Source organism: Paenibacillus arenilitoris (assembly GCF_014705655.1).
GTDB lineage: Bacteria > Bacillota > Bacilli > Paenibacillales > Paenibacillaceae > Pristimantibacillus > Pristimantibacillus arenilitoris.
This window is the reverse complement of record NZ_JACXIY010000017.1, coordinates 58,578-81,740: the sequence shown is the minus strand read 5'-3', so window position 1 is coordinate 81,740 and position 23,163 is coordinate 58,578. Positions and strand designations below refer to the sequence as shown.

Annotated in this window: 22 protein-coding genes and 1 pseudogene; 1 reads left to right on the top strand and 22 read right to left on the bottom strand. The window is 56.7% G+C overall.

Going from position 1 to position 23,163, the window contains the following annotated elements:
* Positions 1–59: 59 nt before the first annotated feature.
* The 6 genes and pseudogenes from IDH41_RS15420 to ligD form a co-directional block, all read right to left on the bottom strand.
* On the bottom strand, positions 60–1,169 hold the full coding sequence (locus IDH41_RS15420; RefSeq protein WP_190862527.1) for a sensor histidine kinase: 1,110 nt from the start codon (positions 1,167–1,169) through the stop codon (positions 60–62).
* Entirely contained in the window at positions 1,162–1,860 is a 699-nt protein-coding gene (locus IDH41_RS15415; RefSeq protein WP_190862526.1) for a response regulator transcription factor, read from the bottom strand. Before IDH41_RS15415 ends, IDH41_RS15420 begins: the two co-directional genes overlap by 8 nt.
* A 15-nt stretch (positions 1,861–1,875) precedes the next feature.
* Entirely contained in the window at positions 1,876–2,400 is a 525-nt protein-coding gene (locus tag IDH41_RS15410; RefSeq protein WP_190862524.1) for a VanZ family protein, read from the bottom strand.
* Between the two features lie 324 nt (positions 2,401–2,724).
* Positions 2,725–3,009, bottom strand: coding sequence for a hypothetical protein (locus tag IDH41_RS15405; RefSeq protein ID WP_190862522.1), 285 nt, complete (start codon positions 3,007–3,009; stop codon positions 2,725–2,727).
* Positions 3,006–3,481, bottom strand: a pseudogene (locus IDH41_RS15400) (response regulator transcription factor). The gene IDH41_RS15405 and the pseudogene IDH41_RS15400 overlap by 4 nt, the downstream one beginning before the upstream one ends.
* A gap of 261 nt (positions 3,482–3,742) precedes the next feature.
* The gene (gene ligD, locus IDH41_RS15395) at positions 3,743–5,011 is read right to left on the bottom strand and encodes a DNA ligase D (RefSeq protein WP_317890757.1); all 1,269 of its coding nucleotides are present in this window, start codon (positions 5,009–5,011) and stop codon (positions 3,743–3,745) included.
* A gap of 160 nt (positions 5,012–5,171) precedes the next feature.
* Here ligD and IDH41_RS15390 point away from each other — a divergent pair, with 160 nt between their 5' ends.
* Entirely contained in the window at positions 5,172–6,620 is a 1,449-nt protein-coding gene (locus tag IDH41_RS15390) for a GMC oxidoreductase (RefSeq protein WP_190862520.1), read from the top strand.
* Here the strand turns inward: IDH41_RS15390 and IDH41_RS15385 are convergent.
* The 16 genes from IDH41_RS15385 to IDH41_RS15310 form a co-directional block, all read right to left on the bottom strand.
* Positions 6,617–7,384, bottom strand: a complete 768-nt coding sequence (locus IDH41_RS15385; protein ID WP_190862518.1) for a hydroxypyruvate isomerase family protein — start codon at positions 7,382–7,384, stop codon at positions 6,617–6,619. The genes IDH41_RS15390 and IDH41_RS15385 overlap by 4 nt on opposite strands.
* Before the next feature lie 126 nt (positions 7,385–7,510).
* Complete coding sequence (locus IDH41_RS15380; RefSeq protein WP_190862516.1) at positions 7,511–8,530, bottom strand: glycoside hydrolase family 43 protein; 1,020 nt, start codon at positions 8,528–8,530, stop codon at positions 7,511–7,513.
* Positions 8,531–8,618: 88 nt separating this feature from the next.
* Positions 8,619–9,542, bottom strand: coding sequence for an NAD(P)/FAD-dependent oxidoreductase (locus tag IDH41_RS15375; RefSeq protein WP_190862514.1), 924 nt, complete (start codon positions 9,540–9,542; stop codon positions 8,619–8,621).
* A gap of 50 nt (positions 9,543–9,592) precedes the next feature.
* A complete protein-coding gene (locus tag IDH41_RS15370) occupies positions 9,593–10,084 on the bottom strand; it encodes an RrF2 family transcriptional regulator (protein WP_190862512.1) in 492 nt (163 codons plus the stop codon).
* Between the two features lie 136 nt (positions 10,085–10,220).
* Positions 10,221–11,294 (bottom strand): Gfo/Idh/MocA family protein, encoded by a 1,074-nt coding sequence (locus IDH41_RS15365; protein ID WP_190862510.1) that lies wholly within the window; start codon positions 11,292–11,294, stop codon positions 10,221–10,223.
* Positions 11,295–11,297: 3 nt separating this feature from the next.
* A complete protein-coding gene (locus tag IDH41_RS15360; protein ID WP_190862508.1) occupies positions 11,298–12,296 on the bottom strand; it encodes a Gfo/Idh/MocA family protein in 999 nt (332 codons plus the stop codon).
* A gap of 91 nt (positions 12,297–12,387) precedes the next feature.
* A complete protein-coding gene (locus IDH41_RS15355) occupies positions 12,388–13,194 on the bottom strand; it encodes a phytanoyl-CoA dioxygenase family protein (protein ID WP_190862506.1) in 807 nt (268 codons plus the stop codon).
* Positions 13,195–13,549: 355 nt separating this feature from the next.
* Entirely contained in the window at positions 13,550–14,272 is a 723-nt protein-coding gene (locus tag IDH41_RS15350) for a PIG-L family deacetylase (protein ID WP_190862504.1), read from the bottom strand.
* A gap of 16 nt (positions 14,273–14,288) precedes the next feature.
* Entirely contained in the window at positions 14,289–14,600 is a 312-nt protein-coding gene (locus IDH41_RS15345; protein WP_190862502.1) for a DUF1806 family protein, read from the bottom strand.
* 137 nt (positions 14,601–14,737) lie between these two features.
* Positions 14,738–15,538: a DUF2935 domain-containing protein gene (locus IDH41_RS15340; protein WP_190862500.1), complete on the bottom strand. Its 801-nt coding sequence runs from the start codon at positions 15,536–15,538 to the stop codon at positions 14,738–14,740.
* Positions 15,539–15,753: 215 nt separating this feature from the next.
* Positions 15,754–16,296, bottom strand: coding sequence for an ABC transporter permease (locus tag IDH41_RS15335; protein ID WP_190862498.1), 543 nt, complete (start codon positions 16,294–16,296; stop codon positions 15,754–15,756).
* Between the two features lie 161 nt (positions 16,297–16,457).
* The gene (locus IDH41_RS15330) at positions 16,458–17,546 is read right to left on the bottom strand and encodes a glycosyltransferase (protein WP_190862496.1); all 1,089 of its coding nucleotides are present in this window, start codon (positions 17,544–17,546) and stop codon (positions 16,458–16,460) included.
* Between the two features lie 139 nt (positions 17,547–17,685).
* Entirely contained in the window at positions 17,686–18,003 is a 318-nt protein-coding gene (locus IDH41_RS15325) for an ArsR/SmtB family transcription factor (RefSeq protein ID WP_190862495.1), read from the bottom strand.
* A 150-nt stretch (positions 18,004–18,153) separates the two neighbouring features.
* Complete coding sequence (locus IDH41_RS15320) at positions 18,154–19,044, bottom strand: TIGR01777 family oxidoreductase (protein ID WP_190862493.1); 891 nt, start codon at positions 19,042–19,044, stop codon at positions 18,154–18,156.
* A 560-nt stretch (positions 19,045–19,604) separates the two neighbouring features.
* Positions 19,605–21,161, bottom strand: coding sequence for a ribosomal protection-like ABC-F family protein (gene abc-f / locus IDH41_RS15315; protein WP_190862492.1), 1,557 nt, complete (start codon positions 21,159–21,161; stop codon positions 19,605–19,607).
* 90 nt (positions 21,162–21,251) lie between these two features.
* Positions 21,252–23,033: an SgrR family transcriptional regulator gene (locus IDH41_RS15310; RefSeq protein ID WP_190862490.1), complete on the bottom strand. Its 1,782-nt coding sequence runs from the start codon at positions 23,031–23,033 to the stop codon at positions 21,252–21,254.
* Positions 23,034–23,163 lie beyond the last annotated feature (130 nt).

Sequence of the window (23,163 nt, the reverse complement as noted above, 5' to 3'; positions counted from 1 at the left end):
CCGGACTGCCATTTTCTTCAATCATAAAGCCGGATCGGATTCATTTCAATACGGATGAACTACTCTGGCGTCCGATTCGGATCGTCAAGCGGCAGACGGACTTCGAATATCGTGCGGATGACGGTGCTCTCGGCCGTAATGACGCCCTCATGCTGCGTGACGATATTTCGCGCGATGAACAAGCCGAGCCCCGTGCTTCCTTCGCGATGGGTGCGCGCCTTATCGCCGGTGAAGAACATGTCGAAGATATGAGGCAGCTCCTCGGGCGGGATGCTGCTGCCGTAGTTGATCACTTGGACAACCGCTTCGCCGGCTTCCGGATAGCCGTGAATATCGACGTACCGGCCGTCCTTGCCGTAGCGCGCGGCGTTCGTCAGCAAATTTTCGAATACGCGCGCGAGCAGCTCCCCGTTCCCCTGGATCGTCAAATTCGTCGGCACGTTCAGCCGGGCCGACAGCTTGCTCTTCTCGAAGACCGGGAATAGCTCCTCCGTCAATTGCGTAAGCAGCTCGCTCAAATCGATAGAGTCTTTGTCGATCGTAAGCTTGCCGTAGTTCATCCGGGTAATTTCGAACAGCTCGTCGATGAGCTTCTCGAGCCGCCGCGATTTCGCGAACGCGACGCTCAAATAATGCTTCGTCTGCTCGGCGGTCAGCTGCTCGTCCTTCAGGATGAAGTCCAAATAGCCGATCACCGACGTAAGCGGCGTCCGCAAGTCATGCGCCAGATTCAATACGAGCTGCTCCTTGCTGTTCTCTGCGAAATCGCCTCGTTCGATCGCCTCGCGGAGCTTCGCGCTCGCCATGTTCACGTCTCTTGCGATATCCCCGAATTCGTCCTTCGACCGGATCTCCACCAAAGTGCCGAATTCGCCGCGCGCAAGCTTGTGAATCCCTTCCGAAATTTCGCGAAAGTACGCGACGTACCGTTTGGTCAGAAGAAAGAAGAACAAGATCGAGAGCGGAATAAAGAGGATCAGGAAGAAGTTGACGTCGCCGACCCGCTTAATGAAGAACCTTACCTGCGTGAGCGGGTCTTCGTACCGCGTCGTATGGTAATAGAGCTGAAGCAACCTATAGATCAAATAAGTAATCGCGGCGGAGAAGAGCATGCTGAGCCCGAACAGCTGCACCATCCTCGACCGGAAGCTGCGAATCGCGTCAGCCATTGAACGCATACCCTACTCCCCAGACGGTCTTGATCCACTTGTTTTTGTTCGTATCCTCTCCGAGCTTCCTCCGCAAGGTGCGGATATGGACCATGACCGTATTGCTCGTGCCGTCGTAATGCGCTTCCCCCCATACCTGTTCGAAAATATTATCCGAGCTGAACACCTTCTTCGGATAACGGGCCAGCAAATGCAAAATATCGAACTCCTTCGGAGTCAGCTCGACCGGACTCCCGTAGAGGAACACGGAACGTTCTTCGGGGTAGATGACGAGCCCGCCCGCTTCCAGCATATTTTGTCCGGCCTTCGCCGATGCGTTGAACTGAAAGGAGCGCCTTAATTGCGCGTTCACGCGGGCCACGAGCTCCATCGGGTTGAACGGCTTGGTCACGTAATCGTCAGCCCCCCTGACGAGCCCGGCGATTTTATCGAGATCGGTCGCTTTGGCGCTTAGGAAAATGATCGGCATATGCTGGCTTTCCCGGATTTGCCTCGTCACTTCGTAGCCGTCCAGCTTCGGCATCATAATATCGAGGATGACCAGATCGACGGCGTTTTTTTGCACGGCTTCCAAAGCCTGCAATCCGTCATATGCTTTCAAGCACCGGTAGCCTTCCTTCAGCAAATGCAGCTCGACGAGATCGGCGATTTCCGCTTCGTCATCGGCAATGAGTATCGTAATTGTCTTCATTCGTTCCACTCCCTGTTAATCGTGGGCCTCTCGTCGGCCTCTCCGGATCGTACCGGCCTTATGTCCAAGCTTAACGCAAAACTTCGCAACAAGGAATCCCATAATGCCTCCGCTCGTATTTAACAGAAGATCGTCCACGTCAAAGCTGCCGAGCGACAGGACGAGCTGCGCGCCTTCGAGGCATAGGCTTAAGCCGAAGGATCGGAGCAGCGCTCCCGCCGCGGTTATCCTATTATTTGCCAGCAGCGCGAGCAGCATGCCGTACGGCGCGAAAATCATCACGTTCCCGGCCAGGTTCAAGACGGAATGGCCCGATACATGATGAAGCGACCGATTGATTTCGCGAAACGGGATCAAATTGCCGCTTTGCGCCCGCTCCGCGACGGCGCCGGGATCACCGAGGCCGCGCTCGAGCCGCCGCCATAGATCGACAGGCTCGATCGCCCTGAACTTGAATAAAACGACTTTGAACAAACCGTAAATATAGATTAGATACATGATGAAGATGATGACATGATGCAATAGCCGCCTAACGTTCATTCCCGCTCCCCGCTTTCCTGCAATCAGTAGAACAGAATAACGGAACAGGATTAAAAAGAAGCGGCGGACATTCTAAAGCTTTTCTTAAATCCGCGTTCGAAATAGGGGCATTGGGGCTCCGACGAACATGAGACTGCGATGCTAATTTCAAAAAATGTAACTAAACGGTTCATAACACCTCGCCTATGTTATTTAGTTTCAATGATTGAAAGTAAACAATATCATTCGCGCTTCACCTTTCGATACTAACCGATTAAGTTTAAAAATTTGAAACTAAAACCCACGCTGCCCCTTTTATTTCGCTTCCCGTTTCAGTTTCTGAAATTAATAAGGGCAGTTGCGTTCGAGCCGTCCGTTCAGGACGGCGACGCTCGCGTCATGGTCGTTCATGAAGGTCCCAAGCAGCCGCGAGCGCTGCCGCTCCCCGGAATCCGCCCGCTGGAACCGTTCCGCGAACCCACTCATCGCCCTCTCCAGCCCATTCATTTTGGAGGCGCGGTAGAACCGCTCGAAGAACAAGCCCTCGGCAAGCGTCGCCAAGGAAAATACGATCAGAATAAGGACGGATGTCGCGACGAAAAGCTTAAAAACGACGCTATGCCTTCTCATGGGGCGTACTCGAATTTATAGCCGGCGCGGATGACGGACGAGATCCATCGGCCTTCGTCACCGAGCTTGGCCCGCAGTTTTTTTGATATGGGTATCCACCGCTCGCGGATCTCCCAAATTTCATTAATGCGCCGGCGCGGGCGACAAGTACCCTCGGGCTCAGCGGCTTCGTAACGTATTCGTCGGCGCCGAGCTCGAAGCCGAGCATTTGATCGTCGTCGTCCGATCTGGCGGTAATGATCATAATCGGTACGTCCGACTTGGCGCGGATGCGCCTGCATACCGACCAGCCGTCCATTTCCGGCATCATGATGTCGAGCACGACCAGGTCGACGGAAGTCGTCTCGAACAGGTCTAGGGCGATTTTCCCGTTCTCCGCCTCGTGGACGTCCCACTGTTCTTTTTTGAAATAGTCTGTATTAAACTCCCGCATAAGCGAGTCGTCTTCGACCAATAATAGGCTTCGTTTCATTGCCATACGCTCCGTTTTCGTTTCTCTCGATCTAACGTAAGCTTACCCGTAAATCGCCGTCCTGCCTAGCCGCCGCGCATGCCCGCTTCACCTCCGTTTGTCGTTGCAAATCGAAGTATAGAGCATTGCCGTGTACGTCGTGTGTCGTTTGGGTGTCATTTTCGGGCAACCGGACGAACGCGCCACGGCATGGCAAAAAGGAGCTTGCGCGGGCAGCAGGCTCCCGGACGCCGGCCTCGATCATCGCGGCGGCTCGGCGCGTTATTTATGTTTAAGCTGCGCGATAAGGGGAATTAACGCTTTGTTCTCCTGTTCGAAAAAATCGCGCATCGGCTCTTCCCCCGTCGCGAGGCGATTCAGGACGAAAGGGAGGTTATAGGTATCGGGTCTTAACCGGGCGTTTACTTCGTCCCAGTATAACGGGGCCGCGACCGTCGCCTCCGCGTTCCCTCTCGCTGAGTAGGGGCAGACGATCGTTTTGCCGGCCGCGTGCTGGATATAGTCGACGTACAGCCTCGCGCCGCGGTTTTTTTTCAGCCGTTCGGTCGTAAAATCGTCCGGAAACCGCTCGACCAAATAGTCCGCGATGAAAGCCGTAAAAATTCTCGTATCGTCATAGGTCAAGGACGTATTGCGGGAAAGCGGAATATGGATTTGAAGCCCTTTGCCGCCGGACAGCTTCGGGTAGCTTCGGATGCCGAATTGCTCGAAGACGGTCCGCAGCTCCGACGCGGCCTTCACCGCGAGCGGGAAGCGCTCCCGCCCGGGCGGATCGAGATCGAAGACGATTTCGAGCGGCTTCTCCTCGCCGACCGTTTGAAACGGAATATGGAATTCGATCGCGAGCTGGTTCCCCAGCCACAGCAGCGTGGACAAATCGTTGCACACGATATAACGGATCCCGCTCTCTACCGCGGTTTGGATAAAATCCGGAGCGTAATCCGGGCAGTTTTTTTGATAAAAGGCTTCTCCGGGCACGCCGTGAACGTAACGGATCGTCGTCAGCACCCGGTTTTTCAAGAATGGCAGCATTTGCGGCGCGATTTGTACGAGATAGGCGGCGTAGCCCTCTTTATCGATGCGGGGATTGTCCCAGACGATTTTGTCCGGATGCGTCAGCTTCACTTCAGGCCGCACGGGTGCCTGATCCACGATCAGCTTGTTCCAGGTGCACGCTTTCCAATCCATGCCGAACTGGAACGACCGGAACGCGGGATTGATCAATCGGTCTCCCTCCGCCGCGTCGAACGACAATTCGACGCAAATGCCCGGATTGACCCGGATGGCCGTGCGGTCCGACCGGACTTGATGCGTTCGAATCGTCTCCAGCAAGGAACGGGCCTCTTCCCGCTTCAAGCCTGTAGCGAAAGAACCGACCGGCAAAATCGCGTTATCCTTCAGTACGCCGACCATGAAGCTCTCGTCGTTCAGGCTATAACCCAACAGAAAGAAAAAACCTTTGGAGGCCGCAGGCTTTTTCGTTAATAATGCTGCCGTGCTTTTATCCGCTTCCATCACCTTCTTCTCCACCCCGCTCAAGTCTGCTTTTCCTAGTTTGTCCAAACCGGCGGGGAAAATCCCGAGTCATGCCGGTTTTGCGGCAAACATATATTTTGTCGTGGCGCGCATGCGAATTCATTCCCGGAGCATGCGGCGGCAGCCCATCCTGATTGGAGGTGAGACGGCAAAAATGCGAAATGATTCGGCAAGCCGAACTGCGCAATGGCTACCGCTCGCATCCCTTGAGGACATGGCCGACAAGGAATACGACGTGCTCGTCGTCGGCACCGGCGCGGGTGGCGGTGCCATGCTGTGGCGGCTGCTCGAGCGGCTTGGGGGAAGCGGGAAAAAGATCGGCGTTCTCGAAAGAGGCGGATTGCTGCTGCCGACCCATGTTTGGAATATCGCAACGATGTCCGACGCATTGGCGGATTCGATGTTCCTCGATGCCGCCTCCATGCCTCCGGACTTCCTGTCCCCGCAAATCTACGCGATCGGGGGAAGAACGTTGTTTTGGGGCTTGGCGGCTCCGAGGATGAGCCTGTCCGATCTCGCCGGCTGGCCGGTTCCTTTGCGGGAAATGAACGATTATTACCGGTTGGCGGAGAAAATCATGGCCGTCTCGGCCGAGTATACGCGAGGGTCCAGCCTGGAGGACATCGTATTGAAGCGGCTTCAGGGAAGCGGGTATCCCGATGCCATCGATGCCCCGCTCGCCATCAACGTGGAGCCGACCAAATTCGGAGTCGTGAACTCGAATCCGTTCTTCAGCTCGATCGTATGGCTGGCGGAGGCGTTGAACGCTCCCTTCGATTTGGCAGTCCATTCGCGGGTAACCGAAGCGGTTACGGAGAAGGGCCGAACGGTCGGCGTTTGCGTCCGGACGCCGGACGGGCGGAACGCGTTCATAAAGGCCAAAAACGTGGTTTTGGCTGCAAGCACCTTCGGTTCGCCGCAAATCTTGCTTCAGTCCGGCATCGAAGGAGCCGCCATCGGCCGATACTTGACGAATCATTCCCGCGTCATGGGATTCGGCATCGTCCGTAGGGAGGAGTTCCCCGAAGTGTTCGGACCGCTTCATATCATCATTCCGCCGCGGGAAGACAGGCCTTACCAGATTCAGATTGCGGGGCCGGACGGATACTTCAAGGTCCAGAAGCGAATCCAGCCGCTGCAGCCGGAATGGGGAGTCGCCTTTTACGGTTCGGGCCGGGTGGAGAGCCGCCGCGATAACCGCATCGAGCTGGATCCGGCCGACATCGACGAGGACGGCGTGCCGAAGCTGAAGATTCGGTTCGCCTACAGCGAGAAGGACCAGGCGGTTATCGATCTCTTGCTGCAAGGCGTGCGGGATGCGGCAGCCGCGGCGGGCATTGCCCTCGTCGCCGAGACCGATCGGCCGGATGCCTATTTGCTCGATCCGGGATTGGAAAACCACGAAATCGGCACATGCCGGATGGGCGTCGATCCGCAAACGTCGGCTACGAATCCATATGGCCGGATCCACGGGGTTGAAGGCTTGTTCGTTGCGGATAACAGCGTCATACCGACCAGCGGCACGGCCAATCCGACGCTTACGACCGTAGCGCTTGCGCTCCGGACGGCCGATCATATCGTCCGTCACCGGCTGCAGGCTTAATAGAGCGACGCGGCTCTCACCCAATCGCGAAACTTCGCCAAGCCGGCCGCGGCTTCCTCGGCCGGCTTGTATTCAAGTCCGACGAATCCCCTGTAACCGGTATCCTCGATCGCTTTCAGAATGGTGATGTAATACAGTTCCCCGGTATACGGTTCATGCCTACCGGGCACGCCGGCCATGTGGAAATGTCCGATGCGCGCGATATTTTCCTTGATCGTGGCGATAATATTGCCTTCCATGATCTGCATGTGATAAATGTCGTACAGAACTTTGACATAGGGGCTGTCTACTTCATCGACGATCCGGAAGGCTTCTTCGGATTGGTTCAAATAGTAGCCCGGATGATCGACTAGCGTATTCAGCGGTTCAAGCACCGCCATCACGTTCGCTTCCCTCAGCAGCGGCTCGACCGTCTTTAATCCAATCACGATTTGCTCGTGCGCGTTCCCCCGGCCCTCATCCTCGAGCGGGCCGGTCAGCATGATGATCCGATGGCAGCCGAGCTGCCTGGCGGCGGAAATCGCCTGCTTGACGCTTCCAACGAGAGCCGGCCTCTGTGCGGTATGCGTCATGCTGACCGGCTTTGCCAATATTGCGGCGACCTGAAGGCCAAGCGCGTTTTTGACCGAGGCGAAGGCTTGCAGGTCGTGATCCGCCCAGCCGAAAAACTCGACGGCATGAAAGCCGAGCTTTTTCACCTCAAGCATGCTTTCATAAACGTTCTTCCCTGCATAAACCGCGTCAAGTACAACCGAAAATCGCATATGGTCTCCCCCGTTCAGAAAGCGATTAGACGGAAGGCCGCTCGCCCCCGTACTTTTCTTCGTACGATAGACTATATGTCGCGGCCGGAAGTCCTATTTCCCCGAAACGGGAGAACGGTCAAACGCTTAGGCCGGATGGCCTTCAATCCGGCTTCCGTCCAAATCCGGCCTGGCCGCGCTGACGATGAACGAATCGCCGGTATCGGTCACGTCAAACAGCCTGCACCTGGAGTCGGGCATGCGGAACGGGGAATGCAGGATGAGCATCCAGTTTCCTTCGAACGTACGGAACAGCATGCCATGTCCGCTGTCGCCGCGCACGAGCGGCTCCAGCTGTTCCCAAGGTCCTTGGAGCGAGCCGGATACGGAACGGGCGATCGTCTGCACGTAGCTTCCTTTGTCGTAGCTGGACCAGAGCATAATCAGACTGCCGCCGCCGGTGCGGTATAGCTGGCACCCGTCCGTCACGTACATCGAACCTGCGCTGCCGGCAGGATGCTCCCCGTTGTCCCACGGCGCCTCGGAGCCGTTGAACAGATGAATCGGCTCCGAGGCGCTCCCGGACAGATCCTCCTTCAGACGGACGGCTTCGATCGTCCCGTCGGCGGTCTGGACCCATTCGTGGCAATACACCATCCACGGGCTGCCCTCCTCGTCGATATGCAGCGTGCCGTCGAGCGTCATAAGCCGCGCGGGCGCGACCGGCTCGTCCGGCCGGATCAGCTCGAACGGGCCTTCGAGCGAATCCGAGACGGCGATCGCCGTTCCGCGCCAGTGGAGCTTGTAGCCGCCGTGCGCCTCCCCTTCGAGCGGCCTGTCGTTGTTGTGCAGCGTGACGAACAAGTAATAGCGTCCGCGGTAAGCATGCACCTCGGGCGCCCAAGCGCCGTGCCGCGGGTTCGCCCAGACGCCGTCCGGGACGCGGAATACGACAAGGGGTCCTTCCCAATTGGCCAGATCGCGGCTCTTGTAGGCGAGCACGCCGTACCGGTCCAGGCCGGTCAGCCGTGGGCTGGCCGCAGTATATAAATAATAGGTGCCCGAGGCCGCATCGGCCGCGACGAACGGATCATGGGCGGGAATATCGGCCAGCTTGTGGCCGGCGCGCGGATTCCGAGCGTCCGATGCTTCGTTGTAAACGTTCATACGGTTCATCCCTCCAACCGGAATTTGGCTTCGCTCTTCCTAATTCACGGTCGCGAGGGCCGATTCCTGCCTTCATCCCGCCGCTAAGTCACGATTCCCCGGTTTGGCTGCTCCAAGCTTCCTCCAGAAGCTCGCTGTTGATGCCCGCGCCGGCCATCGCCCCCATGGCGGCGGCCGCAATCGCCTGGTACTTTTGCGATGCCGAGTCGCCTGCGCCGAATACGCCCGGCACGTTCGTCTTGCCTAAGTCGTCAATGACGACGGCGCCCGCCTCCGTTGTCCTGCAGCCCAAAGCCTCCGGAAGATCCGAGCCGGGAACGAGCCGCGGCGCGAAGAAGATGCCCCGGCACGGAATGACCGATCCGTCCTCGAGCACGACCTGCCGCACGATCCCTTCGTCCGATTCGATTCGCGCGATCGGCGACTCGAAGACGGGAACGTTATGCCGCGCCAGCTCCTCGCGCTGTTCGCCCGTAAGCTCGTCCGGTCCGTTCGTGCAGATCGTGTAGCGCTCGGTCCAACCGGCAATCGTCTTCGCCAGGTGCATCGCCTTGGCTCCGTTCACGATCAGCACGAGCGTCTGATCCCGCAATTCCCAACCGTCGCAATACGGACATACGAAGGCGCTTTTGCCGTATACCTCGGTTAATCCGTTAATGGCAAGCGGCTCATCCTTCATCCCTGCCGCGAAGAGCAGCTTTTTGCTGCGATAGCTCCTCCCCTGCGCGGTCGTCAGCCGGAAATCGCCGTCGCCGCCCGTTACCGCCACGACCGTATCTTCCGCAAATTCCACCGAAGGATAAGCCATGATCTGTTCCTTGGCGATTTGACGGAATTCGCCCGGGCTTATGCCGTCTCTTGTGAGAAAGCCGTGCGTCTCGCGGGTAACCCGGTTGCGGGGGCGCCCTTCGTCGATCACAACGACGCTTTTCCTCGCCCTGCCGAGCACGAGCGCCGCATTCAGGCCTGCCGGTCCGCCTCCGATAATCGCCGCATCAAATCGTTTTTCCATTTCTATCATCCTCCTGGATCTTTAATATCCATAATATGTGCAAAAGAAGCTCATCGCTTCTTGGTTGCCGCGCAATCGGCGTCGAACGAGGATGCATCCATCACCCATTGAATCGTATGCTCCCGCAAATAGTCGTACATTTGCTTCTCGGCCCCGTCCATCACTTTCTTGACCAAGCATTCGCTGCCGCCCCGATGTTCGGGAATGTCCTCGTCCGATTCTTCCGCTTCAAAAAACAACCGGTGGCGCTCCGCGTTTGCGTTGAAGCATTCGAACAAATTTTGCCGGCCTTCGACTACCTGGATCACTTCCAGAAACGTAATTTGAGCGGCCGGGCGCGCAAGCTCGTAGCCGCCGTTCACTCCCGTTACGGCGCGAACGACGCCGTCCTGCCGCAGCTTGGACATGATCTTGGACAAGTAGCTTTCCGAAACGCCGAGCATCGACGACAAATCCCGGATCCCTACGTTCTGGCCGCGCTCCGCATGCGCCAGATGAATGAGCGCGTGCAGCGCGTAGCCCGTGCTTTTGGAAAATTGCATGGCGGCTTCTCCTTCCTGCTCGGTTAAACGCTTCTCGCCTTCATTATAGATAAACGATATCCATAATGCAAGCGTAAAAAGGAAAGGACGGACGAGTGGAATCGTCCGTCCCTTCGGGCATGCCGCAATATCGGGATTAATCGAAGTAGACCGGCTTCCCGGTTTCGGCGGAAATGTAGACGGCCTCCAGTATCGCCGATACGACCATCGCCTCCTCCGGCTTCACGAGCGGCTCGGTATCGTTCACGATACAGTGGATCCATTGCTTCGCTTCATAATCGAAATCGGTCATGCTCTCCCCGCGGAACAGCTCTCTCGCGTTCGGGTCCACGTCGATCACGTTCAGAAACAAGCTGCCGTCCCGCTCGCCGTTAATGCGCAGGCCGCCGTTGAAATCGGCGCCGCCCTTCGTGCCGCACAAGTACGAGCCTTCTGGCTTCGCGATATTGAGCGCCCAGCTCGTCTCGATCGACACGACGGCGCCGTTCTTGAACTTCACGTATCCGAAGGCGGAGTCCTCGACTTCGAACGTCTTCGGATCCCACGAGCCCCATTCGTTGGCCGCATTCTCCGTATGCTTCAGCTTGTGAAACACGCTGCCGACGACGCTCTCCGGCTCGTAGTTGTTCATCAGCCAAAGAATCAGGTCGAGCGAATGGGTGCCGATATCGATCATGGGGCCTCCGCCCTGCTTCTCCTTATCCAGGAATACGCCCCATGTCGGAACGCCCCTTCGTCTCGCCGCGACCGCTTTGGCGTAATAAATGTCGCCGAGCTCGCCGTTTTCGATCATTTTTTTGAGCAGCTGCGACTGCGCCTTGCTTCGGTTCTGGTAACCGATCGACAGCTTCTTCCCCGTCCTTGCGTGCGCCTCGTACATCGCCTTCGCTTCGGCGCCGGTCTTGGCCATCGGCTTCTCGCACATGACATGCTTGCCTGCCTCCATCGCGTCGATAGAGATGACCGCGTGGGATACGTTCGGCGTTAGCACGTGGACGACTTCGATATCCTCCATCGCAAGAAGCTGCTTGTAATCCGTGAATACTTTCGCGTCCGGCACCCCGTACTTGGCGGCCGCCTCGTCCGCCCTCTCCACGATGAGATCGCAGAAGGCGACCATCTCCACGTTGCCCACCTTGGCGAGGCTAGGCATATGCTTGCCGCCCGCGATCATGCCGCAGCCGATGATTCCGACTTTCACCGTTCGCATCGCCTAGTTCCCTCCCGACTGCTTGAAATCGACCGTCCGCTTCTCGCGGTGGGCAATATAGGCCGTCTCCAGCAATTCCGTCAGCTTCGTTCCGTCCTCGAGGCCGAACGGCATCGGCCCGTCGTTCAGAATGCCGTTCACCCACTGCGTAAGCGGCAGCGGCTGCTCCTTCGGGAGCTGGCGGGGCGAGATCCAGCCCTGCAGCGGCGAATCCGTCCGCTTCGACGCGAAGCGGGCTTGATCGCCGGAGACGATCAGCGTTCCTTCCGTGCCGTACAGCTCGAACGCCGGCGGCGTCTGGTACGTGACGAGGCTCGTTTCGAGAAGCGCGACCGCGTTGCCTGCGAATTCGATCGAGCATTGCGCGTTATCCTCGACGGCCCGCCCCGTAAAATGGCTAAACATCGACGTGATGCGCTTCGGCTGCCCGAGCAGCCAGCTGGCCAAATACATCGGGTGGCACCCGAGATCCATCATCGCTCCGCCGCCCGCCAGCTTCTCGTCGTACCAGTATTCGGGCAGCCAGTTGTTTAACGCGCCGTCGTGGCCGTTGCGGATGCGCAGCAGCGTGATCGCCCCGAGCAGCCCATCGTCCATGAGCTGCTTCGCGAGCAGATGATGCGGTCTCGTGCGGGCGGGGAACGAAATGCAAAATTTGACGCCGGCCTTCCGAACGGCTGTCGAAATCCGGTCGCACTCCGACACCGTGAGCGCCATCGCTTTCTCCGTGAAGATGTGCTTCCCCGCTTCGGCCGCGGCGACCATCACGTCCGCGTGCATGCTCGTGGGAGCGTCGACGACGACCCCGTCGACGTCCTCCCTGCGCAATAGCGCGTCGAGGTCGGCTTCAAAGTCGGCTCCGAGCTGATCCGCCCAGTCGCGTCCCCTGTCCGCGACTTCATCCCAAACGGACGTAATCTTGACATTCCCGAGCGATTGCAGGTGCTTCGCGTACCCATCGGCATGAACATGCCATTTGCTGATCATTGCGACGTTAAGCATTCGTGTATTCCTCCCTATCGATTGTGATTCTGCGTCAGTGTATCTTCTCACGTTCGTTCTAGGTGAAAGAATAAGCAGGGGCTTGTGCGCGTTAATCTTCGAAGGCGGTCGGGTAACCGGCGCCGAACGGAGCGTCCGGACGCTCGAACTCGCCAGCCAAATAACGGCGCACAGGCGTCGTGCGCGCCAAATACGCTTTGTCGTTGGCGAACCGGTCGGAGAAGCGGACCCAAGGCGGGCTGTATATATAATGCGCCGTGTAGCGGTCATAGTCGTGGTCGTGCTTGTAGGTGCGGTGCCAGACGGCATTGTGGAAGAGCAGAACGGACCCTGCCGTCGCGCAAACGACGTGTCCGATCGGCAGATCGGATTTGTCGCGGCGAATGTCCGCCGGCAGCGGCGCCTGCGCGCGGTGGCTGCCCGGGATCATCTCCATATTGCCCATCCCGGGAAGGGACTGGTCGGTGAGCAAATACGAAGCGCGCAGCTGAAGCAGCGGGATCGGATAGCCCAGCTGCTTGAAATCGTAAGCGCCCGAGCCGTCTTGATGCCAGCCGCCGACGCCTCCGAACGCGGGCTGCTTCGTGCACCACGCGGATTGCAGAATGAAGCGGTCGCCATAAAGAGCCCTAATCTTCGGCAGCACAGCCGGATGGTCGATGAGATCGTCCAGCACCTGCTCCGACTCGAAGCCCCGTCCGACCTGCGCCCAACCCGACGTCCCCGCTTTCTCGTGAAGCCGGATAGAGGCATCCAGGCATGCTTTCGACCGATCGGCCGTCAGCACGTCCGGGATAATCAGATAGCCCCATGATTCAAACATGAAACGGTCAAGCTCCGTGAATTCGCCCGGCTGAGAAATCGCGTTAAAGCTTTGTTCCTGCTGCAAAGCAGTCATTCGACACCCTCCCGATTTAACGTTGTGGAAACGTTGCTATACGCTTCTTCTTATGAGGCCTGACATGAAGTCATCGTGACCGATCGCCGTCCGTGAATCACGTGCTGCCCAAGGTCCTCACCCCCAGCCTTTAACAATCGCCCTGAATATATCATACATATAAAATATGTGCAATAATAAATTCTTTCGATTTCTTGAGCAAAAAACGATTCTGAATGCCACTAATCCCTCCTTTATTTGCAGTCATTTCGACAAAGACAAGTCGAATATCCGCCATAAATATATATTCAATATATAAAAAGAAAAGAACAGCCCGCCGGCTGCCCTTTTCCTTAATGGTTATATACTGCTCCGTTCAATACTTCTCGCCGAACCATTCCGCCGAATGGTGGACGGAAGCGGCGCCCGCCGCGATAAAAAACTCATGCTTGTTGAACCGGTTCAGCGCCTGCCGGTCCGGCTGCCATACCCACGCGTCCATCTCGGTCTGCGAGCGGTGTGCGCGGAACGCAAGCAGCTTCTCCCGCAGGCTGTCGGACACGTCGACGCGGACGACGTCATGCGGCCGGAGCGTTCCGCCGTGGTTAATGCCGCCGAGCGGATCGCCGAACGATAAGTAGTACAAGGCGGGATTGGCTCTGCCCGCCTTCGCGGCCGCCGCGACCGCGGCTTCCGAAGCGCTTCCGATCGCGCAGTGATCGGGATGTCCTCCCCAGACGGGGTGGAACGTCAATACGACGTCAGGTTGATCGTCAGCCACAATTGAGGCGAGTCGCCCGATTAGAGATGCTTCGTCCTCGTATTCGACGGTTTTGTCCCGGATGCCCAGGAAGACCGGCTCCTCGATGCCGAGGCGGCGGCATGCTTCGCGCAGCTCTTCTTCGCGGACTTGCGGCATGGACTCCCTCGAGATAAGCGGCGGGTTGCCCATGCGCCTGCCCATCTCTCCCTTCGTGGCCGACACGACGGTTACTTTGGCGCCTCTCTTCGCGAAGTGGGCCAGCGACCCGCCGCAAATGAACGTTTCATCGTCCGGATGGGCGAACAGGCCGAGAATCCTTTTATTCGTTAAATCCATCGTCTATCGTTCCTCCTTATGCCGGGAAGCGTTCGAGGCTGAGCTGAAGCGCGCACGTAAGCCTCCCCTTGTCGTCGTGTCCGGCCATAAGCAGCCGTCCTTCCTCGTCCACCGTCAAATGGGTGAGTCCCTCTACGCGTGTCCATCCGTCATCCGCCAGCCTGAGCGCGACGCGGAACGGTCCGGCGCCGCGAACATAAGCTTGCACAACCGTCGCCTGAACGTTCCTGACGAACGCCCCCGGCGTCACCTCGATGTGCATGAACGGCGAACGGCCTTCGTACGGGCTTAGCAAAGCGGTAATTTCCTCCAATCGAATCGGCCGCATGGCCACCTTCCTCTCCAAGCTGCTGCTTATACGATCTTATATTTTAAAATAATACTCCTTCGCAGGGCGAATGTCACCCTCGCAGCGAAAAAGAAAAAGCCGCAAAATAGCGGCTTTCGAACGCGGCGCGCGCTTCGTCACCCGGCCGACTGGCCGGTCAGACTGGCTTCGAACAGGTCGATGATGACAAGGAAATGCTCAGCCTCCCGAAACACGTGATCGGCTAGCAGCGGATGGATGATGCTCTTGATTCGGCAGGCTTCGATCAAATCGCGTGCCGTTTTCTTGAAATCGCGCAGCGACTTGACGGATACCCGGTTCTGATCGAGGAATTGATCGAGAAGCGGGACGGTCTGGGATTGAGGTCGCATGAAGTCCAGCTCCCGCGCTTGAAACAGAAGCGAGTCGAATTCTTCGCTGAAGTTATTGGCTTGCTCCACGAGGCTTCGTTCGGATGGATCAAGCAAATGGCTGATGAATTTCGCGTGGTCGGCCATGATTCGCAAGAAAAACACGTTCTCGTCGATGATCGCGTCCGGCAGCGGCTCCATCCGGCCCATATTCAGGTCCTCCAAGCGGTTGCGGAAGTAATTGGCTTCCCGGCTCACATGGTCCACCAATAGCGGAAAGTTATTGCCGCCCGGCAGTTTGCATGACAGAATGAGTCCGAGCACTTTCCGCTTGAACGCCCAAATATGGGAAACCGCGTTATGGACCTCTTCGTTAAACCGCCGGATCACGCTCGGATCGGTACCTAGCGTGAACGCATTCGCCCGGTTCTCGATCGCTTCGAAAATCGAATAAAATTGATTAGCCTCGTTAATCAATTGCGTGTCCTCGCAGCGGAAGCCGAGTCGAAGAAACAGCGAATGCTCCTTCATGATCCTCGACCAAAACCTCGTTTCCTCCAATGAGCGCGCGACGAACTCACCCGCCATGCCTAACGCCTCCTTATCGCTTCCCTCTCGTCTCCATACCATATGTACGTTCAATTCGTCCAATTCCAAGTGTAAACGGCTTATGCCGTCCTTTGTCGGGATAAGCTCGTTTCACGATGAAATATAAGCGATTTTATAAGTGCAAAATTATAAATTCTAATATTTCGAAAAGATAGCCTTCTTACTCTCGTAAGAAGACTATCCGTTCATAAGATTCATCCGCTGACCCGATTTCCTTCGAACCGGGTGGCAAGGCCGCTCTGCACGATGACGTTCTCGAACGTGGAACGCAGGAACACTTCGACTCGGTCGCGCGCTCTTAGCTGCACGATGCCGGATGCGTCGATAATGCCCGGTCGAGGCAGAAAATTTTCAAGGTCGGATATGCGCGGCACGCCGTTTACCCTGATCTCCAAATCAAGCGTGTAGGGCGTCATCGTAATCGTCTCGGTCGAGACGCTTGCGAGCAGCGAATAAATTCCGCTCTGCCTTGGCCGGAACGTTGAAGTGGAAGCGTTGTACTCGTTGTTCAAGTCGAATTCTTCGACTTGAAACCGCACTTTCGTAAATAGATCTTGCATAACGTTCTGTTCGGTTCCGGCGATTGCCCGAAATGCGGATCTTACCCTCCTTACCTTCTTCCCGACGCATTTTTTACCGGTCGGCGGTTTGCATACCGTCTTCTTGATGACCGTTTTTTTGAAAAAGATGCTTTTGCTGACAACCTTCTTGCAGGTCCCTTTCCTGTTCGGCGTCATGCCTTCTCCTCCTCGATTCCCGCTGGTTTGGCTACAAGCTAGCAATCTAGTTCTAGCAATCTATTATATGGAGGAGGCGGATCGATAGGAACGGTAATTGCCTGTACGACGGCAAATAGGCTTTGCCTCCCGGCAAAGCCTCAATTCCGCGCAATCCCTCGTCACCGGCCGCGCTTATTCCCGTTCAAGATGTCTTCCAGCAGCCGCTTGTTGCTTAATAGATTCGGATCCTCCGGATCGTAGGACAGCACGATTTCATTATGTTCGTAAGCTTGCTCGGGCAGCCCGAGCTTGCCGTAGCATACGGCGAGCTGCAGGTGGGGAATCCATGTCCAAGCCGCGTGATTTATGCCGTACAACCGGTGCGCGGGCTTCTCGAGCCGAAGAGCCAGACGGTACCAATGCACCGCTTTCTCGTAATCGCCGTTTTCCTGGAAGAAGTAAGCGATCCGGCATGCATAGTCGGCGCGTGGGACATCGTAATGAAACGTTCGGAACAAGGCTTGCAGCTCCTTCTCCTTGCGGCCAAGCTCCCGGTAGCAATGCGCCATCCGGTCGCAAGCGTCCAATTTTTGCTCGAAGTAGGCAGCCGGATCGTCAATGCGGCGCTCGAAGATCGCGATGGCATCCTCGTAGCGGCCGTTTGCGGCAAGCTCCATCGCATAGTGCAGCGATTGTCTCGCGGACAGCTTCCCCCCCTTTGCGAGCAGCCCTTCGAATATGCGCAAGTTACGGTCCGAATTCGCATGCTCCCGCGCATGGCTGACCGCGATGTCGGCGTAGATCACGTTCCCGTCGACGGCCAGCTGTTCATGAACCGGATCGTGCCACCGGAATTGCCGGGACCGCTTCACGAGCCGGTTTCGTTTCACGGCGGCGGTCGGCCGGCCATGAGGGTCGAACGCCAAATAATAGTCCATGCATACCGCGTCCACCGCCGGGTCCAATTGCCGCTTCAGCGCTTTGAACTTCTCGCGATCGCTTGCCTGCAGCAGATCGTCCGCGTCCAGCCACAGTACGTACTGCTGCGTCGCATAACGGAACGACTCGTTTCTCGCGGCGGAGAAATCGTCGATCCAATCGAAGGGATAGATCCGATCCGTGTAACTCGCGGCAATTTCTTTCGTACGGTCGGTCGAGCCCGTATCCACAATAACGATCTCGTCCGCTATCCCCTGAACGGATTCCAAGCATCTGCCCAGCACCCGCTCTTCGTTCTTCACGATCATGCACAAGCTAATCGTAACCACGCTCCGACACCTCCAAGCATTCGTCAACAATACAATGTATGGAAGCGGGCCGCGCAAGGTTTGGACAAAAAGAAAAGCCCTTGGCAGGAAAGGGCTTGAAGCGACGGGATGAGACGGTCAACGCCGAAAGCGTCTACGCCTACCCGTCCTTTTGAATTTCCTTCAAATATTCGTCGAGCCGGTCGAACCGGTCCTCCCACATTCTGCGGAACGAGTCGAGCCAGGAATCCATTTCCTGAAGAGGCTCGGGCCGAAGGTTGTAGATCCGGCGGTTGGCGTCCGGGCGTACCTCGACGATCTGGGCTTCATTGAGAACCTTTAAATGTTTGGATACCTGCGGCTGACGCACATGGAGCCGGTCGGCGATTTCGCCGACGGTCAGCGGTCCGTCGCGAAGGAGTTCGACCATTTGCAATCGGGTGGGCTCTGCCAGTGCGCTCAACGTAGCTGTATTCATTGTTAACCCCTCCGATCCTTGAGCCTCATAACGAACAAAATGCCCAAATAAGCAGATGGTCGTTACTATTCCATAATCTTAACATAACCTTTACGGAATATTCCTGTCAAGGAATTCTCGGTGCGGCTTATCGCGGAAAGCGCAATCCTGTCATTGACCCCGTACGATCGCGCGCAGAGCGGTATCGAGTCCGGGATAGGCGAACGCATACCCCTCGCTCGTCAGCCGCTCCGGAAGGACCCACCTGCTCTTCAGGATGAGCTCGGTTTCGGTACGGATCGCCAGGGCGCCGATCTCGAGCATCCATCTCGGCGCGGGCAAGCCGATGCTCCGGTTCAAGGCGTGCCTCAATATCCGCATGAACTCGCGGTTGGTCACGGGATCCGGCGACGAGGCATTGAACACGCCGGATAATTCGTCCTTCTGCTCCAGGAAACGGACGATGCGGAAGACGTCCTCCACGTGAATCCAGCTGAACCTTTGCCCGCCCGATCCTTGCGCGCCGCCAAGCCCGAAGCGAACCAGATGGCGATACGGCGTCATGACTCCCCCGTCGCCCAGGACGATCGCGAGCCTTAAGGCGACTTGTCTCGTGCCGGGCAGCGCATACGCAAAAAAGGCTTTCTCCCATGCCTTCGCGACCTCCACGGAAAATCCCGTCCCGAGCTCCCCTCCTGTCTCCGTCATCGGCCGATCGTCCGCATGCCGGTAGATCGTTGCGGTGCTTGCGTTAATCCACAGCCGCGGCGGCTTCCGGCATGCCGATACCGAATCTCCTAATATTCGGGTCGTCTCGGTTCTGGAGGATACGATGGCTTCCCTGTTTCTGCGATGATAGCGGCAGTTCACCGACTTGCCGGCCAGATTGACGAGCAGCTCGGCGCCTTCGAGCGCTTCGGTTATTTTGCCGGGCTCGTCCCAGCCCGTATGTCCGGGCTGTCTGGAGACGACGATAACCTCGTACCCGAGCGCTTTATACCCCTGTTCCAAATACGTTCCGATAAAGCCGGTTCCTCCGGCGATCACGATTTTTTTACTCATATTTCCACCTCGTTAGGTTTGGTTTGCGGCGGTGCTGCAAATCCAATTGGTCAATATGATCGTAACAAATCGTTCGCGGACGATGCAGTTCTATCTTTCGTAGTACCCTCGGATTGGCTGGGGGATTATAAATCGGCCAACACGCAACCCTTGTTTGACCTGGTTTTCCTTCTCAGTCGAATTATCGGATTTCATAAGCCTTTTTCGGCCGATTCGCGTCAATATATTTGACTTCCCCAAAGATGGACGTCGAGCTCATCTACGCAAGATATAAATTCAAAAAATGAAACTAAATGAGTAATATAGAGGTGTTATGTGGGTTTAGTTTCAAATTTTGAAATAGTATTGCCTATTTCGAGCTGGACTACTTGGATGGTGCCGATTAATTTCAAATACTGAAACAAAATCGAGAATAACTGGGTGTTTGAGTGAATTAGTTTCATTTTTTGAAATTTTCATCGCCAACTTTTGACCAAAAGTCGTCGTTGTAAAAAAACGCAAGCTGTCTCCCCGGTCGCTTCACGACCTAAGGAGACAGCTTACGCTGCTTGATCGATCGATTAAAATACTTTCGTCGTCCACGACTCGCAGTTCCACGTATCGGTTACGACGTCGCGGTAAAATTCCGGTTCGTGCGAAATGAGCAGAATGCTGCCCTTGTAGGCTTTGAGCGCCCGCTTGAGCTCACCCTTCGCGTCGACGTCCAGATGGTTCGTCGGCTCGTCGAGCACGAGCAGGTTCGTCTCGCGGTTGATCAGCTTGCACAGCCGTACCTTCGCCTTCTCCCCGCCGCTCAGCACGGCGATCTTGCTCTCGATATGCTTCGTCGTCAGCCCGCACTTCGCAAGCGCCGCGCGGACCTCGAATTGGTTGAAGGAAGGGAATTCGTTCCAGATTTCATCGATGCACGTATTGTAGTTGGCGTCTTTCATTTCCTGCTCGAAATAGCCGATTTCCAGGTTCTCGCCAAGCTGGACGGAGCCGGACAGCGCCTTGATCTCGCCCAGGATGCTGCGCAGCAGCGTCGTCTTCCCGATGCCGTTCGCGCCGACGAGCGCGATCTTCTGGCCGCGTTCCATGCGAAGATCCAGCGGTCTGGACAGCGGGTTGTCGTAACCGATGACGAGCTCCTTCGTCTCGAAAATCAGCTTGCCGGACGTTCTCGCGTCCTTGAAGTTAAATTGCGGCTTCGGCTTCTCCTTCGCAAGCTCGATGATTTCCATCTTGTCGAGCTTCTTCTGACGGGACATCGCCATGTTGCGCGTCGCCACGCTCGCCTTGTTGCGGGCGACGAAATCCTTCAGGTCGGCGATTTCCTGCTGCTGGCGCTTGAACGCCGATTCGAGCTGCTGCTTCTTCATTTCGTACACTTGCTGAAAGTGTTCGTAATCGCCCACGTAGCGAGTCAGCTCTTGATTTTCCATATGATAGATCAGGTTGATGACGCTGTTCAGGAACGGAATGTCGTGCGAGATCAGAATGAACGCGTTCTCGTACTCCTGCAGGTATCGCTTCAGCCATTCGATGTGCTGCTCGTCGAGATAGTTCGTCGGCTCGTCGAGGAGCAGAATGTCCGGCTTCTCGAGCAGCAGCTTCGCGAGCAATACCTTCGTCCGCTGGCCGCCGCTCAGGTCATGCACGTCTTTGTCCAGCCCGATATCGGTAAGGCCGAGCCCGCGCGCCGTCTCTTCGATCTTCGCGTCGATCATGTAGAAATCCTGGTTCGTCAGCGTATCCTGAATCGTCCCGACGTCCTCGAGCAGCCGCTCGAGCTCCTCCGGGGATACGTCGCCCATCCGGCCGTACATGTCGTTCATCTCCTGCTCCATGTCGAACAGGTACTGGAAAGCCCCCTTCAGCACGTCGCGGATCGTCATTCCTTTGTTCAGCACCGCATGCTGGTCGAGGTAGCCTACGCGCATACGCTTGGACCATTCCACCTTGCCGTCGTCCGGCTGCAGCTTGCCCGTAATAATGTTCATGAAGGTGGACTTGCCTTCGCCGTTGGCTCCGATGAGGCCGATGTGCTCGCCCTTCAGCAGGCGGAAGGATACGTCGTTGAAGATGGCGCGGTCGCCGAAGCCGTGACTTAATCGTTCTACATTTAAAATACTCATGTATGACACCTTTTCTTCTCGATTTTTTCTCGTTTCATTATAAGCGTTTGAAGGGCGCAACTCAATGCGAATTTAAGAAACGCTTATCGGTTAATCCAGCCAAATGTCCTTAAAATCGATCCAGCCGAGCGAGTTGACGCCTACCCCTTTAATATTCGGATTGTAGAACGTGTTCAGCTTCTTGTGCACGAGGAAGAGAATATGCGTCTCGTCCCTCAGCTTATTCTCGATGATCGCAAGCTGTTCCCGCCGGTCCTCCGCGCTCCGGCAAGCGAGCGCCGCGTCGATCTTCTCCTTCACCCAAGCCCGCAGGCCGGGATCGAGATGCTCTCTTAGAAAATTGCCGTTCTGCTCGTAGAGCTCGATCAAGCAAACCTCATCCTCCGCGAACACGACGCAATATAAGAGGAGATCCACGCTATGAAAGACGTCCGGTTCCCTAATGCTGTCCCATGATTCGATCTTAACCTCGACGGGGATCCCGAACTTCCCCAGCTCGCGCTGGATCCATCTGGCATCATGCTCATGAATGCCATGCGTGCAAATCCGGATCGGTTTGCCGTCATAGCCCGATTCCCGAAGAAGAGCAAGCGCCGGCTCGGCATCGCAGCTGTCCTGCCAGAAGGGCGATTCATCATTCGGATGAAACCCCCGCGCAGGGTACATGCGGTCTTCGCCAAGTTCGCGGATCATCCGGGAACGGTCAACGAGCAGGTCGACGGCTTTGCGGAACGAGGGGGATCGCTGCGGTCCGTCCTTGCCCATGTTCCAAGAAAGCAAGCTGCAGCCGTTGCAGATCGTCTCGATTTTTTTCCAGCCGTTCTCCGGCTTCATATCTCTCAGGTCGTGATCGACGAGCAGTTGTTCCCAGGTTTTCGAATATTCCATCGTATCCTCCGGCATCGTGACGATGATCACGCCGTCCAGATGCGCCCTGCCCTGGAAATAGACGGGGTTCGCGGACATCGTGAACCGGTCTGCCGTCCACTCCTCGAAACGAAACGGCCCCGTTCCCACCGGGTGATGCCAGAACCGCTCATCCTGCTCCGCCAGATCGTGAGGGACGATCGATAAGCCCGGCGAGCACAGGAAGCGGGGAAACAGCCAGTTCGGCTCAGCCAGTCCGATGCTGACGGTTCGCTTCCCGATCGCCTCCGCCCGCACGATCGAACGGACGAACCAGCCCGAAGCGCTGCTGCCGCGAAGCCGGTTCAGCGTATAGACGACATCCTCCGAGACCAGCTCTCTGCCATGATGGAACAGGACGCCCTTGCGCAGGTGAAAGGTCCATTCCTTGCCGCTCTCGTCGTGTTCCCAGGCATGCGCGAGCGAAGGGACGATTTTGCCGGCGTCCCGGTCATAACGAAGCAGGCAATCGAACAGCTGCTTGATCATATGCGCGCTGAACGCGTAATACAGCTCCTTCGGGTCGAGCGTCAGGATCGGCCGGTATACCGGAAGCCGCAAAATATCCGAATTCCCGTCGTTCGCTTGAACCGAACTATAACCGAAGTGATCATTTAGCCATTCCACGAACATATGGCGCACCTGCGTACCCTCGCCGTATTTGCGGATCAGCTCGAACGCGTATTTGTACTCGCCTTTGAGCGCGCTTTGCTGCGATAGCTCCAGCAGCTTCCTGTCCAGACCGACTAGAAAGGAGAGCCTCGATCGGTTGCCCCTGCCGCGCCCCGCATTCCAGCGAATCAGTCCGTCCTCTTCGAGCTTGCGGATGATCAGCTTCACGTTGCGGGTCGTGCAGTATAGAGCCTCCGACAATTCCTCGAGCGATACTTCATGCTCCTTGCCTGCCGTTTCGTCCGTGCCGGCATATTTCGTTAATAGCGTTAAATAACGCTCATCCGTTAACAATCGGCATTCCTCCTCTATCGCGCCCCGTTCCGGCAGTTTCATAAAAGGGGAAATCTCTGAATCAGATTATACACTTTTTATCCCCTTTTTGCGACGGCATAATGAAAGCATGAAAGTCAACAAATCAAAG